This window comes from Caulobacter sp. GW822-FHT01G02, assembly GCF_058802865.1.
The window spans coordinates 12,628-25,815 of sequence record NZ_JBXAON010000002.1; the positions used below are offsets into that span (position 1 = coordinate 12,628).

14 protein-coding genes are annotated in these 13,188 nt (G+C 68.8%); 6 read left to right on the forward strand and 8 right to left on the reverse strand.

The features are described 5' to 3' along the window. Positions 1-118: 118 nt before the first annotated feature. The 4 genes from AC1RNC_RS05580 to AC1RNC_RS05595 are packed head-to-tail and all read left to right on the forward strand — an operon-like array spanning position 119 to position 3,618. Entirely contained in the window at positions 119-1,111 is a 993-nt protein-coding gene (locus AC1RNC_RS05580) for an ABC transporter ATP-binding protein (protein WP_492884437.1), read from the forward strand. Position 1,112: 1 nt separating this feature from the next. Further along, a complete protein-coding gene (locus tag AC1RNC_RS05585; RefSeq protein ID WP_492884438.1) occupies positions 1,113-1,850 on the forward strand; it encodes an ABC transporter permease in 738 nt (245 codons plus the stop codon). 2 nt (positions 1,851-1,852) lie between these two features. Then, positions 1,853-3,016 (forward strand): sensor histidine kinase, encoded by a 1,164-nt coding sequence (locus tag AC1RNC_RS05590; RefSeq protein WP_492885482.1) that lies wholly within the window; start codon positions 1,853-1,855, stop codon positions 3,014-3,016. Then, the gene (locus AC1RNC_RS05595) at positions 3,013-3,618 is read left to right on the forward strand and encodes a response regulator transcription factor (RefSeq protein ID WP_492884439.1); all 606 of its coding nucleotides are present in this window, start codon (positions 3,013-3,015) and stop codon (positions 3,616-3,618) included. The genes AC1RNC_RS05590 and AC1RNC_RS05595 overlap by 4 nt, the downstream gene beginning before the upstream one ends. Here AC1RNC_RS05595 and AC1RNC_RS05600 read toward each other — a convergent pair. Beyond that, complete coding sequence (locus tag AC1RNC_RS05600; protein ID WP_492884440.1) at positions 3,615-4,556, reverse strand: flippase-like domain-containing protein; 942 nt, start codon at positions 4,554-4,556, stop codon at positions 3,615-3,617. The genes AC1RNC_RS05595 and AC1RNC_RS05600 overlap by 4 nt on opposite strands. 53 nt (positions 4,557-4,609) lie before the next feature. Then, the gene (locus AC1RNC_RS05605) at positions 4,610-5,812 is read right to left on the reverse strand and encodes a glycosyltransferase family 4 protein (RefSeq protein WP_492884441.1); all 1,203 of its coding nucleotides are present in this window, start codon (positions 5,810-5,812) and stop codon (positions 4,610-4,612) included. Between the two features lie 355 nt (positions 5,813-6,167). Between AC1RNC_RS05605 and AC1RNC_RS05610 the strand changes: the two genes are divergently transcribed. Continuing rightward, positions 6,168-6,932, forward strand: a complete 765-nt coding sequence (locus AC1RNC_RS05610; RefSeq protein WP_492839580.1) for a phosphocholine cytidylyltransferase family protein — start codon at positions 6,168-6,170, stop codon at positions 6,930-6,932. Between the two features lie 104 nt (positions 6,933-7,036). On the opposite strand, the gene AC1RNC_RS05615 is transcribed toward AC1RNC_RS05610, so the two are convergent. From AC1RNC_RS05615 to AC1RNC_RS05635, 5 genes are read right to left on the reverse strand one after another with little or no spacing between them, the layout of a single operon-like run. Then, positions 7,037-7,885 carry a nucleotidyltransferase family protein gene (locus AC1RNC_RS05615; protein WP_492884443.1) on the reverse strand — a complete coding sequence of 283 codons (849 nt, stop codon included), beginning with the start codon at positions 7,883-7,885 and terminating at the stop codon, positions 7,037-7,039. Beyond that, the gene (gene bcerS / locus AC1RNC_RS05620; protein WP_492884444.1) at positions 7,789-8,943 is read right to left on the reverse strand and encodes a ceramide synthase; all 1,155 of its coding nucleotides are present in this window, start codon (positions 8,941-8,943) and stop codon (positions 7,789-7,791) included. The genes AC1RNC_RS05615 and bcerS overlap by 97 nt, the downstream gene beginning before the upstream one ends. Then, positions 8,943-10,004 (reverse strand): LptF/LptG family permease, encoded by a 1,062-nt coding sequence (locus AC1RNC_RS05625; protein ID WP_492884446.1) that lies wholly within the window; start codon positions 10,002-10,004, stop codon positions 8,943-8,945. Before AC1RNC_RS05625 ends, bcerS begins: the two co-directional genes overlap by 1 nt. Then, positions 10,001-11,221 carry an LptF/LptG family permease gene (locus AC1RNC_RS05630; protein ID WP_492884448.1) on the reverse strand — a complete coding sequence of 407 codons (1,221 nt, stop codon included), beginning with the start codon at positions 11,219-11,221 and terminating at the stop codon, positions 10,001-10,003. The genes AC1RNC_RS05625 and AC1RNC_RS05630 overlap by 4 nt, the downstream gene beginning before the upstream one ends. Beyond that, the gene (locus AC1RNC_RS05635; protein ID WP_492884450.1) at positions 11,218-11,655 is read right to left on the reverse strand and encodes an HIT family protein; all 438 of its coding nucleotides are present in this window, start codon (positions 11,653-11,655) and stop codon (positions 11,218-11,220) included. The genes AC1RNC_RS05630 and AC1RNC_RS05635 overlap by 4 nt, the downstream gene beginning before the upstream one ends. Positions 11,656-11,717: 62 nt before the next feature. Here AC1RNC_RS05635 and AC1RNC_RS05640 point away from each other — a divergent pair, with 62 nt between their 5' ends. Next, positions 11,718-12,215 carry a DUF2141 domain-containing protein gene (locus AC1RNC_RS05640; RefSeq protein WP_492884452.1) on the forward strand — a complete coding sequence of 166 codons (498 nt, stop codon included), beginning with the start codon at positions 11,718-11,720 and terminating at the stop codon, positions 12,213-12,215. Here the strand turns inward: AC1RNC_RS05640 and AC1RNC_RS05645 are convergent. Beyond that, a complete protein-coding gene (locus AC1RNC_RS05645) occupies positions 12,212-13,126 on the reverse strand; it encodes a metallophosphoesterase family protein (RefSeq protein WP_492884453.1) in 915 nt (304 codons plus the stop codon). The genes AC1RNC_RS05640 and AC1RNC_RS05645 overlap by 4 nt on opposite strands. Positions 13,127-13,188: the final 62 nt, after the last annotated feature.

Sequence of the window (13,188 nt, forward strand, 5' to 3'; positions counted from 1 at the left end):
GCCTCACGGATACTCGCGCTGTGAAAACGCGAGCGCGGCGAGGGGGCTCCGCGAAAACCTGGCCTTGGATGACTTAAGGGTGACGTTTGTCATGTGGCGCCCGTGACGCGCGGCACTGATGGACCGCGTCGGACGGCGGCATGGTGGCTTCACAACGAGGGAGCCACCCATGTCATCCAGACCTTCCGAACCGATCGCGATGCTGCGCCAGGCAGTCAAGCGACGCGGCGCGACCCTGGCCCTGAACGGCCTGGATCTCGACATCCATCCTGGCCAGTGCGTCGCCCTGCTTGGGCCCAACGGGGCCGGCAAGAGCACCAGCGTCGCCCTGCTGACCGGCCGCCTGCGCCCCGACGCCGGGACCGCCAGCCTGTTCGGCGGCGATCCGCGCGACGTCGCCGCCCGGGGCCGCATGGGGGTCATGCTGCAGGAGGCCGGCCTGCCGCGCACCCTGACCGTCCGCGAGCAGGTCGACCTGTTCCGGGGCTACTATCGCAAGCCTCGTTCGCTGGACGAGACCCTCCGTCTGGCCGGTCTCAAAGGGTTGGAGCGTCGCCGCTGCGGCGCGCTGTCCGGCGGCCAGCAGCGCCGCGTGCAGTTCGCCCTGGCCATCGCCGGCCGCCCGGACTTCCTGGTGCTGGATGAGCCGACCACCGGCATGGACATCGACGCCCGTCGCGGCCTGTGGACCGCGGTCCGGGCCGAGATCGCCCGGGGCGCGGCCGTGCTGCTGACCACCCACCACCTGGACGAGGCCGAGGCCCTGGCCGACCGCATCGTGGTCATCGACCACGGCCGGGTCATCGCCGACGGCTCGCCCGAAGCCATCAAGAGCCGGGTGTCGGGCGTCGCCATTCGCTGTCGCACGCGCCTGTCGGACGCCGAACTCTCGAACCTGGCCCGGGTCACCGGCGTCAGCCGCGATGGCGGCCGGGTCACGCTGCTGACCACCTCGGCCCCCGCCACCCTGCGCGAGCTCCTGGTCCGCGACGAAACCGTCGACGATCTGACCGTCGCCGGCGCCTCGCTGGAGGACGCCGTCACCCGTCTCGTGCAGGCCGGCGCGCCTGCCTCAAACAAGTCCCCCATTGGGCAAGCCGAGGTCGCCTGAGATGCACACCCTGTTCGTCTACGTCCGTGAAGCCCGGGCCCAGGTCGTCTCCACCTGGCGCACCCCGCAGTTCATCATCCCCAGCGTGGCCCTGCCGCTGCTGTTCTATGGGGTGATGGGCCTTGGTCTCAGCAAGGGGCGCGAGGAGATCGCCCATATGATGCTGGCCAACTACGTGATCTTCGCCGCCATCGCCCCGGCCATGTTCGGCTTCGGCGCCGCTGTCGCCGCCGAGCGCGAAGCCAAGCTGATCGAGCTGAAGCAGATCGCGCCGCTGCCCGCCGGCGGCTACCTGGCCGGCCGCCTGGTCGCCGCGCTCGTTCTGGTCGGTGTCGCGATCGGCCTGCTCGGCGTGCTGGCCTGGTTCGGCGGGGTTAGAATGGTCCCCTGGCGCTGGGCCGCGACCCTGGGTCTGGGCCTGGTCTCGGCCGTCCCGTTCGCCCTGATCGGCCTGAACGTCGGCCTGCGGTTCGGTTCGCAAGGGGCCACCGCCGTCGCCAACCTGCTGTTCCTGAGCCTCTGCCTGTTCGGCGGCCTGTGGGTTCCGCTTAGCATCATGCCGAAGTGGGCCGGTGACATCGCCGAGGTCACGCCGTCCTATCACCTGGGACAGCTGTCGCAGATGTTGTCGGGCATGCGGCCGATGGCGGACGTCCCGCATCACCTCTCGATCCTGGCCGCGATCAGCATCGCCGCCATGATCGGGGCCTGGTCGGCCTGGCGGCGGCAATCGGCTTGACCGTGACGAGCCCGCCGCGCGACATCGCCGCCATGGATCAGGCGACACCCAACAAGAACAAGGCCTCGGCGACCCTCGCCGAGGCCGGCCACCGGCGACGCTGGAGCCTCGTGTTCCTCTCCTACCTGCCGTTCTACTTCGTCTCGTGGTTCAACCACCGACCCAGCTCGCTGGAAGTCGTCGCCTCAATCGCGGGCCTTCTCGTCTTCCTCGCCCTCTTCTGGACGATCTGGAACCAGCGGGGCCGACCGGCGCCATGGCAGGTGCTGGCGATCTACGGCATCGGCCTGGCGCTTTCGCCCTTCAACGCCGGCTGGAGCGTCTACACGATCTACGCCATGTCGTTCGCCTCGCGCCTGCCGTCGCGGCGGATGTCGATCCGGGTGATGATCGTCCTGGAGATCGTGCTGCTGGCGGTGGGGCTGGTCTTCTATCGCCACGTCTGGCCGATCTGGGCCTCGGGCGTGTTGTTCGGTGGCATCACCGGCTTCGCCACCCTCATGCAGATGGATGTCGAGCGGAAGAACCAGGAACTGGCCGTCGCCCACGAGGAGGTTCGGGCCCTGGCCACGACGGCCGAGCGGGAGCGGATCTCCCGCGACCTGCACGACCTTCTGGGGCACACCCTGACCCTGGTGGCCGTGAAGGCCGAGTTGGCCGCCCGCCTGGTCAGCCGCGACTCCGAGGCCGCCGAGCGCGAGATGCAGGCCGTCGCCGCCGCCGCCCGCGAGGCCCTCTCCGAGGTGCGCACGGCGGTGGTCGGCATGAAAGGCGCCTCCCTGGCGTTCGAGATCGACAAGGCCCGCCAGGCCTTGGCCGCCGCGGATATCGAGGCCGAGATCTCGGCTCTCACCGCCGACGGCTACCCGGCTCAGGAAGCCGTGCTGGCCATGGCCCTGCGCGAGGGGGTGACCAACGTCATCCGCCACGCCGGCGCCAAGCGGTGTGACATCACGCTGGAGCCCAGCGCCAAGGCGCTCACGCTCACTATCGCCGACAATGGTCCGGGGGGCAGCGGCCGGCTGGTCGAGGGCTCGGGTCTGAAAGGCATGCGCGCGCGTCTTGCCGCCATCGGCGGGGCCCTGGACATCAAGTCCGGCAAGACGGGGACCCGCCTCGTCGCCACCGCGCCCCTGAGCAACGCGAATGGGGAGACCGTTTCGTGATCCGCGTCGTCATCGCCGAAGACCAGAAGATGGTGCTGGGGGCGCTCAGCGCGCTGCTCGAGATGGAAGGCGACATCCAGGTCGTTGGCCGCGCGCCCGACGGCGCCGTCGCCCTGGAGCTGGTCAAGGCCGAGAAGCCGGACGTGCTGATCTCCGACATCGAGATGCCCAGCCTGACCGGCATCGACGTCGCCGCCCGACTGAAGGCCGGGGGCTCGACGACGCGGGTGCTGATCGTCACCACCTTCGGCCGGCCAGGCTATCTGCGCCGGGCCATGGAGGCGGGGGTGAAGGGCTACCTCCTCAAGGACGGTCCCAGCAGCGTGCTGGCCGCCGCCGTCCGCACCGTCGCCGCCGGCGGGCGGGCCATCGCGCCGGAGCTGTCCGAGGCGGTGTGGGACGCCCAGCCCGATCCGCTGACCGACCGCGAGCGCGAGATCCTGCGCCTGGCGGAGGAGGGGCGTTCGAACAAGGATATCGCCGACGTGCTGGACCTCTCGCCCGGCACGGTGCGCAATTACCTGTCGGAAGCGGCCCAGAAGCTGGGCGCGGCCAACCGGGTCGAGGCCGGCCGGATCGCCCGCTCCAACGGCTGGCTTTAAGCCGTCACGGGCTCGGGGTCGGCCGCCGGCGCTCGCGTCGTTCGCCACAGCACCAGGCCGATCACGCCGAGCGTCAGCTCGCGCAGGCGACGCAGCAGCGACAGGGCCAGGGCCTGGTCGGGCGTAAGACCCAGAGCGCCGCCCAGCAGCAGATAGCCGCCTTCCTGCACGCCGAGGGCGCCGGGTATGGCGAAGCCGACGACCTTGGCCGTCTGGGCGAGGCCCTCGACGATGAGGGCCTGAAGCAGGGTGGGATTGAGACCCAGGGCCCACATCGAGACATAGGTCTCGAACGCGCCCGCGATCCAGGCGGCCATGTGCCAGGCCCAGGAGGCGAACAGGTTTCCGCGCTGGCGGCCGATGAGGCGGAAGGCCTCGCCCAGCTCACCGGCCCGGCCGGCTATGGCGGTCCAGCGTTGCGAGAATTGACTCAGACGTCGGTGCAGGCCGGCCTTGTGGGCCAGATAGGCGGTCAGCACGACGCCGACGACGATGGCGACCAGGGTCAGGCCGGCTTGCGCCAGGCGTGGGTCGTGCAGCGTGGCGATGGCCACGAGCAGGCTGGCCAGGACGAACAGCACCAGGCCCACCGTGCCGGCCAGCACGTCGACGACGCAGCTCGCGGTGGCCTCGGCCAGGGTCAGGCCGTTGCGGGCCGACAGCTTGGCCCGCACGACATCGCCGCCGACCTGGGCGACCGGGAGAAGGGCGTTGACCGCCTCCTTGATCAGGCGGACGCGAAACAGAAAGGTCAGGGGCGGGCGGCGATCGGGCGGCAGCAGGACCTGCCAACTGACTGTGGCCAGGAAGGTCACGGGCAGGTGGGCGGCGATGACGATCAACGCCTGCCAGCCAACCTGGCCCAGGATCTCGCGGACCGCGCCGACGCCGTGCGTGGCCAGCAGGATCGCCAACAGGGCGACGCCGATCGTCAGCAACCAGCCCCGCCAGAGCGAAGGTCTGCGTTTCGCTGGCCCCTCCGGATCCATCGTCATGCGGCCGAGCGCGCCCGTCGGTCGGCGGTCACGCCCAGTTCTCGATAAACGTCCAGCACCTCGCCACAGATGGTGTTCCAGTCGTAGCGAGCGCTGGACCGGCGGGCGGCGCGGCCCAGGCGCACGCGGCGCAGGGGTTCGGAGATCAGGCTCTCGATCGCCGCGGCATAGGCCTGCGCTTCGGCGCCGGCGGCCAGTACGCCGTCCTGGCCGTCGGCGATCAGGGCGCTGGTGCTGGGCGCGCGCGGGCAGACCACGGCCAGGCCCGCGGCCATGCCCTCCAGGCTGGCGTTGCCGAAGGCTTCGGTCAGGCTGGGGTTGAACAGGATATCGGCGCTGGACACCGCGCGGCCCAGGTCGGCGCCGTCCAGGTGACCGGTCAGGATGGCCTCGGGCAGGCGCTCCTCGACGAAAGCGCGGGCGGGACCCTCGCCGATGATCAGGGCGCGGATCGGCTGGCCGCGCAGGCGGACGAACGTCTCGCAGAGGACGTCCAGGCCCTTCTCCATGACCAGACGGCCCAGGAACGCCACGACGATCTCGTTGTCATCGATACCCATCGACCGGCGCCAGTTCAGGTCGCGCTTGACCGGCGAGAAGCGTTCGCGGTCGACGCCCCGCCCCCAGACGCGCACGCGCTCGCCCAGGCCTTGTTCGCGCAGCAGCTCGGCGATCGGGGCGTTGGGAGCCAGCACGCGGTCGCAGCCGCGATAGAACCTGTCCAGATAGCGCTCGACGCTAGGGCGCAGCCAGTCGAGGCCGTAGTACGACAGGTAGGTCTCGAACCGGGTGTGCAGGCTGGCCACCACGGGCAGACCCATCTTGCGGCCCCATTTCCCGGCCTGGGCGCCCAGCAGGTCGGGCGCGGACAGGTGGACGGCGGTCGGGCGGAAGTCGGCCAGGTCGGCGCGCAGCGCGCGGTTCAGGCCCAGCGCCAGACGATACTCGCCGCGCCCCGGAATCGCGATCGATGGCGCGGACACCAGTTCACCGGCCGGTTCGAACGCCGGCGTGTCGGTGGTGGGCGAATAGACGCGAACCTCGGCGCCGTGGCGTATCAGGTAGGCGGACAGGCGATTGAGCGCCTGGTTCGAGCCGTCGCGCGTATAATTGTAGTTCCCGGAAAATAGCGCCAGACGCAGGCCTTCGGCGGAATTTTCCTCTGCGGGCTGATGAAAAGGTCTTTCCGCGAGCAGCACGACGCCTCCGTTGGTTACATCCCCCGAGGCCCCCGCCCGTCTCCGAGTATGACAATGGCCATATGGTGGAATGGTTCAGTTTCCGGAAGGGGGGAAGGACGTCCTTTTCCGTGCACGGTCGGTTCACTGTAGCGTCTGGGTTACACCCCCTAAGGCGTGTCCTTGGGGGCGCGGTCATGGAAAAACGCGCGCGGGGGCTTGCGCCGCGACGCCATGACCCGCTTTTGGCGGTCCGCTCGGACTTGCCGTGAGGCCGGTTCGTGCTCAGTTATGCGCCCGTGACCGCGAGGTGGGCGGTCCAGCGATTCCTAGAGGGGCCAAGCCGCCCCGATTTCCAGCGAGATCCCGAAACGTCATGCAGCCGGTCAAGACCCTCATTCTCAGCGCCGGTCAGGGCAAGCGCCTGTCGCCCCTGACCGACGACCGGCCCAAGTGCCTGGTCGAGCTGGCCGGCCGTACGGTGCTGGAATGGCAGCTGCGCCACCTGCATCAGGCGGGCGTGACCGAGGCGGTGGTCGTCACCGGCTTCCGCGCCGATCTGGTCGAGGCCGAGGTCGCGCGCCTGCGGTTTCCGGGGATGAGCGTTCGCACGCTCTACAACCCCTTCTACAGCGTCACCGACAACCTCGCGACCTGCTGGCTGGCGCGCGAGGAGATGCGCGGCGGGCCGTTCATGATCCTCAATGGCGACACCCTGTTCGAGCCGGCCATCGCCGAGCGTCTGATCAGCGCGCCGGCCGCCCCGATCACCGTGACGGTCGATCGCAAGGCCGACGGCGTCTACGACAGCGACGACATGAAGGTCCTGACCGAGGGCGACGCCCTGCGCGCCATCGGCAAGACGATCACCGCGTACGACGCGGAATCAATCGGCTTCCTGCGCTTCGACGCAGAGGGCTCGGCCCTGTTCATCGAGACGCTGGAAAAGATCATGCGCAAGCCGGAAGGCCTGAAGCGCTGGTACCTCAGCGTAATCAACGAGATCGCCCAGGCCCACGATGTGGTCCGCGTGCGCTCGATCCAGGGCCTGGAGTGGGCCGAGATGGACTTCCCCGAAGACCTCGTGCGCAATCGCGCCCTGACCGCCGAGTGGGCGGCGAAGGAAGCCGAAGTGGTCTGAGGGCGCCGTCCTCGTCCTTCGACAAGCTCAGGATGAGGACTACTTTTTGCGGCGGTTCATCAGAAACCTCACCCTGAGCTTGTCGAAGGGCGAGGTTTCGCTGTTCAGGTTTCGCCCACCAGTTCGCGCACGAGATCCAGATCCGATGGCTTGTCGACATCGACCGCCGCCAGGCCGTCGTGGGCGCGCACGGCGGCGGCCTTGACCTTGGCCAGCTTGCCTAGCTTCAGCACGGCCTCGTCCAGGGTCAGCCAGTTCAGCAGGTAACGGATCAGGAAGCTGGGCCCCAGCATGGCGGCGATCTTCCAGGGCTGCTTGCGCAGCGCCTCGACCTTGCGCCAGACATGGACGACGTTAAGGGCGTTCTCGTTACGCAGCAGGAAGAGGTTGCAGCCCGAATAGCGGCCGTCCTGGAAGCGCAGATAGGTCCGCTTGGTCCGCGGCGCGGCGGCCCGCACGCGGTCTTCGGGGGCCAGCAGCACGGCGACGTCGGCCCAGTCGGGCGTGTCGGCCAGGAACTGGGTGATCCACTCGGGCTTGAGCAGGGCGTGGTCGACCGTGGTCACCACCAGCGGAAAGCCCAGTTCTTTCGCGGCGTTCTCGACGCTCTGGCTGGGACCCGAGGCGGTGGGAAGCACCACGACCCTGGCGCCCTCCAGGGCCGTCTTGATCGCCTCGTCATTGGCCGCGACGCCGACGCGCTCGGGACCGGCGGCCTCGATCGCGCCCAGCACGCGGCTGAGCAGGGTCTTGCCCTCCAGCGTGATCAGGGCCTTGTGGCGGACGCCGGCGTAGGCGGCGACGGGATCGACCTCGCCGCCGCGCGAACCGGCCAGGATGAGGACTTTAAAGGAGCTCAAAGGGCTTTCTCGTAGACGCGATAGGTCTTGTAGTGCGTGCCGCCCACGTTCTCGGCGATGTGGGTCATGGCCTTGTTGGCCTCCAGCACCCACGAGATCTCGTAGCGATTGTAGCCCAGGCTCATCGCGGTATCGCGGCTGGCCTTCATCATCCAGAACGGCAGCATGCGGCCGCGCTGGGTGCTGGAGAACTTCTTCTTCACGCCCATCAGCGGGATGCGCGCCGACTTTACGCCCTTGACCTTCAGTCGCCACAAGAGCTTGGCCCAGCCGAACGGCAGCAGCTTGCCGCCAAGATCGGCGATGGCTTCGTTGACGTTGGGCAGGAAGACCACGACGCCGGCGGCCTCGCCGTCGATTTCGGCGAACCAGATCAGGCGCTTGTCGATAACCTGCTTGAGCGCCTTGCCCAACTGGGCGGTTTCGGCCTCGGTGGTGGGAGTGAAGCCCCAGTTGTCCGACCAGGCGTCGTTGAGGATGTCCGTCAGCGTCTGGACCTCCGCGTCATAGCGCTTCATGTCCAGCTGGCGCAGCGCGACGCCGGCGGGCAGACCGCGCTTGAGCCGGCGCTGGGCGATCTCGGGGATGTCGCCGTTCTCATCGGCCTTGTAGGCGAACAGGTCCTGGGCCTTGGCGTAGCCCTGTTCCTCGACCCGCTTGCCGGCATAGACCGGGTCGTGGCCCATCAGGATCATTGGCGGGGTGTCGAAGCCCTCGACCAGCAGGCCGACCTCTTCGTTGATCGACAGGTTGAACGGGCCGACCACATGAGTGCGGCCGCGCGCGCGCAGCCAGTCCTCGGCGGCGCGGAACAGCACCTGGAACACCGCCCCGTCGTCCTCGGCGGCGATCATGCCGAAATGGCCGTCCAGGCGGCCCGGCGTCGGCTGCGGCGTCAGATGGTCGATCTGGGCGCTGATCCGGCCCACGTCGCGGCCGCCGCGCGTCGCCAGGAACAGCTGGACCTCGGCGTGCGCGAAGAAGGGGTTGGTCTTCGGCGTCAGGGCCTCGGTGCGCTCCATGAACAGCGGGGTGATCCAGTTGGGATCCTTGGCGTTCAGGCGGGCGGGCAGGGCGATGAAGCGCTTAAGCTCCTGCGGCGTCTTGACCGGGATGACCGTGAGGTCGGCGTTCGCGGAGTCGAAAGGCATCACCCCTCCAGGGCCAGGAATGTGCGGATGGCGAGGGCGCCGAAGATCGCGGGAGCGGCCCAGACGGCCAGGAACGGGTCCAGCGCGCCGGACTCGCCCAGGGCGGTCAGCATGCCGTTGGCCACCAGGAAGAAGAGGCCGGCGCCCAGGCCGGTGGTCAGCAGCACCGCCCCCTGGCCGCTGCGGAAGTTGGCCAGCGCCACGGGCGCGCTGAGCAGCAGCATGACCAGGGCCACGAACGGGCCGGCGAAGGCCGCGTGGAAGTGGGTGCGGTAGAAGCTCTCGGGCCGGTCCGAGCCGCCGTTTTGCAAGGCGCGCTGGGCGGAGGCGGCGGTGGGCACGGCGTCGTCGCCGAACAGGCTCTGGACGTCGCGCGGCTTCAGCGCGGCGGGCCAGGTGGTCGAGGCGGCGGTCGAAGCCTGGGCCAGGTCACCGGAGAAACGGGTGGTCTTCGGCTGTTCCAGCGTCCAGCGCTCATTGGCGTAGAGGGCTTTCTGGGCCTCGACCTTCTCGATCAGGATACCTTTGGGATCGCGGCGGAAGATGGTGACATTGTCGATCTCGCGGCCGTCGGCGGTGGCCGTGGCCCCGATGACCAGGTCGGACCCCGCGCGGAAGGTGCGCGGGGCGGGGACCTTGCGTTCCGCCACGGGGGTCGTGTTCTTCCACCAGTCGGCCAGGGCGGGATCGGCGCGGGGCGCCAGGTATTGGCCGCAGAGAGCGTCCAGCAGCATCACGAACACCGCCGCAGGCATGGCCATGCCGATGATGCGGTAGCCCGAGACGCCGGTGGCGCGCATGGCGACGACCGCGCTTTCGCGGGCCAGCTGCGAGAAGGCGAACAGGCCGCCGGCCAGCACGGCGATCGGAGCGATCTGCTCGAACAGGCGCGGCAGGCGCATGAAGGCGTAGTAGGCCACGCCCGCCATGCCCAGGCCCCGGTCGAGGATGTCGTTGGTCACGTCCAGCAGGTCCAGGATCTGCAGGATGGACATCAGGATAAGGGCCGCGCCGAGGATCCGGGTGGCGACCGTCTTCAGGACGTAGAGCTGAAGTCTCATGCGGCTTGTCGTTTCTTCGGCAGGGGCAAGAGGCGGACGAAACGCGTGACCAGCTTGTTGATGCGGCGCACGGTGCGCGAGACCGGCGTGTCGCCCGGACGGGTGCGGCTGCCCATGAACAGCCAGACGCCCAGTCCGGCGAAGATCGCGAACGGAACCCAGATGGCCGGGATGGACGGTAGCCTACCGGACGAGGCCATGCTCTGGCCCAGCAGCAGCGAGTGCTGGAAGGCCAGCAGCAGGACGCCCGCCATGATGAGGCCCGGGGCGCGATTGCCGCGCTTGGAGGCCAGGCCAAGTGGGAAGGCCAGCATCGGCAGGAACGGCAGGAAGGCCGCGCGGGCCAGGCGGCCGTAGAGTTCGCTCAGCAGCGTGGCCTTGGGAACGATCGGATTGGGCAGTTTGGACTGTCGGTAGAGCTCGCCCAGCGTCAGTTCGCGCTCGTCGCCGCCGCGCGCCCGCAGCAGCACCGCCGCGGCGCTCAAGGGGGTCTGGGTGGTCAGGCTGCTGAAAGCCAGGTTGCGGTAGTCGCCAGCGGAGTCACGCGCGATACGGCGGCCGTCCTTCAGGTCCATGGTGATGGTCTTGCCGCCCGGATCCATCTTCAGGTCGGCCTGGGCGGCGGTGATGATTTCCTCCTGGCCGCGCGCGTCCAGGCGGCGGATGAAGACCCGCGTCAGGCGCTGGCCGGCGACGTCGGCGCTGTCGGCGGTCATCAGCGAGCCCTTGTCGTCGATGAAGGCCCCGCCCGCCAGGCGTCCGTTCCAGCCGGCGTTGATCGCCGCGTGCATCACAGCGCGGTAGGCGTAGCGGCTGTAGGGCTGCATATAGCCGAACACGATCAGGCTGAAGACGCTGAGGAACAGGCCTACGGCCAGGAACGGCGCGGCGATGCGCTCCAGCGACTGGCCGCTGGCCAGCAGGGCGTCGATCTCCGAGCCGTCCGACAGCTTGGTGATGACGATGAACAGGGCCACGAAGAACGCGACCGGCAAGGCCAGGCCGAGATAGTGCGGCACCAAGTTGGCGGCCAGCTGGGCGACATAGCCGAAGCGAGCGCTGCTCTGGGACAGCGCGTCCAGCAGGCGCAGGACACGCTCCAGCAGCAGGGCCACGACCGTGACGCCCAGGCAGCCGACCAGCGGCCAGAACAGCAGACGCAGCAGGTAACGGTCGATCAGCCTCAAGGGGCCGATGCTCAATGCCTTGGCGCTCACGCTTGGACCCAAGCCTCGGCGAAGCGTTGCGCCAGGCGCTCGACACCCTCGCTCGAAAGCGCCACGGCGGTTCCAAGATCCGGGGCGGCGGGCCAGCCGGCGTCGGGGAAGCTCTGTCCCTCATACGCGCGCGCGCCCTCGTAGCGGGGCAGCACGTGGAAGTGGACGTCCTTGTCGACCATCATCAGCATCAGGTAGTTGATCTTCTCGTAGTCGACTTGCGCCTTCAGAAGGCGCTCAATGCCGGCCACGGCGACTTGCAGGTCGGCGAAGGCGGCGGGACTCACCTCGGAGAACGCCCGGACCGTTTCCTTGCACACCAGGACCAAAGACCCAAATGTCGGTTGCTTCGGACGGACCAGAATCAGCCAGTAATCGGTCTCCGCGATCTTGGAGCCGGGATAGCCGAACGCCAGAGCTGTGGGATTGGTCATGAGAAAGCCGGAACTTCAGGCTGATGTCGCCCGTGAATAACAATAGGGATGCGGCGTTTTAGATGAAAGCATGTTCCGTTCTCGTCGGCGCGATGTTGTTGACGTCCGCGACGGTCGGGATCGCCTGGGCCGAAGGCGTGGCCCGGCCCCTGACGGACAAGGAGTGCGTCGGCCGCAAGAGCGCCACGCGCCTGAATGTCCAGGTCGGGGCGCTGCGCTCGAACGCCGGCGAGGTGGTGATCACGGTTTATCCGGGCGATCCGAGCCGCTTCCTGACCCCGCGCGGCAAGGTGGAGCGGGCGCGGGTCAGGACCTCGGCCCCGATGAGCCAGGCCTGCTTCTGGCTGCCGTCGCCCAGCGACGCCTATGCGGTGGAGGTCTATCACGACGCCAACGCCAACAAGGAGCTGGACCGCAGCCCGCAGGGCATGCCGCTGGAAGGCTACGGCTACTCGAACGATGCGCCGACCAGGTTCGCGTTCCCATCGTTCGACTCGGTGCGGTTCGGCGTGAAACCGGGCGAGACCACCATCCGGGTCAAGGTGCGCTACCCGCGCTAGCCTATGTCGGCCAGATTGTAGCGGCCGAGTTCCGACAGACCTTCACGAGCGGCCTCGACGCCCCGCACGACGACACGAGCGCTGTGGCCGCCGTCCGGCTTGGGCTCGACCTCGATTACATGCCAGCGGGCGGGCGAATGGCCGCCCGGTCCCGATGAGGCCGAGGGCACGCCCAGAACCGGGATCGCCGAGCCTTTGGGGCCTGGCACCGATCCGATGATCGTCTCGTGGGCATGGCCGTGCAGGACGAGGTCGGCGCCATGCTTGGCCAGCAGCGCGCGCAGGGCCTCCTGATCATCCAGCGATTTGCGCTTCGACACCGCGCCCTTGTGCGGCGGGTGGTGCAGGACGACGAGGCGGAAGAGATCCTTGTAGGCTGGATCGGCCAGGGCCAGGTCCAGCCGCTGAAGCTGATCCTCGCCCAGGCGGCCGGTGGCCAGATGCGGCGGGGTCGGCACGGCCGAGCACAGGTTGAAGATCGCGACGGGTCCGCGCACGCGGACCTGCGGGAATTGAACCTCGCCCGCGTCGCCCAGCCACGGCGTCCAGGGCGCGAAGCGTTCGCCGCCGCCCGCGCCGGCCCTGCCTTTGTCGGAGAGGGCGTCGTGATTGCCGGGGCTGACGGTGCAGTCGCTGGCCGGTCCCAGGGATTCCAACCACTTCGTCGCCGCCGCGATCTCCGTATGCGAAGCAAAGTTGGTGAGATCGCCGCTGATCACCACATGATCGGGGCCGGCGGCCTTCACGTCGGCGACGAGGGCCGCCAGCACTTCGGGCCGGTGGACCTTGCGCTTCTTTCGCCAGGCGATGCGGCTCAGCAGCCGCTTGGTGAAGACGTCCTTCCACCCGAACGCGCCTCGCGGCGGCGGCAGGTGGGGGTCGGAGAGGTGAGCGATGCGATATATGGGCAAGACGGTTCGGGTCGTTCTGGTCGAAGCAGCCGAAGCTGCTTATCAATCGGCGCGAGTTTCAA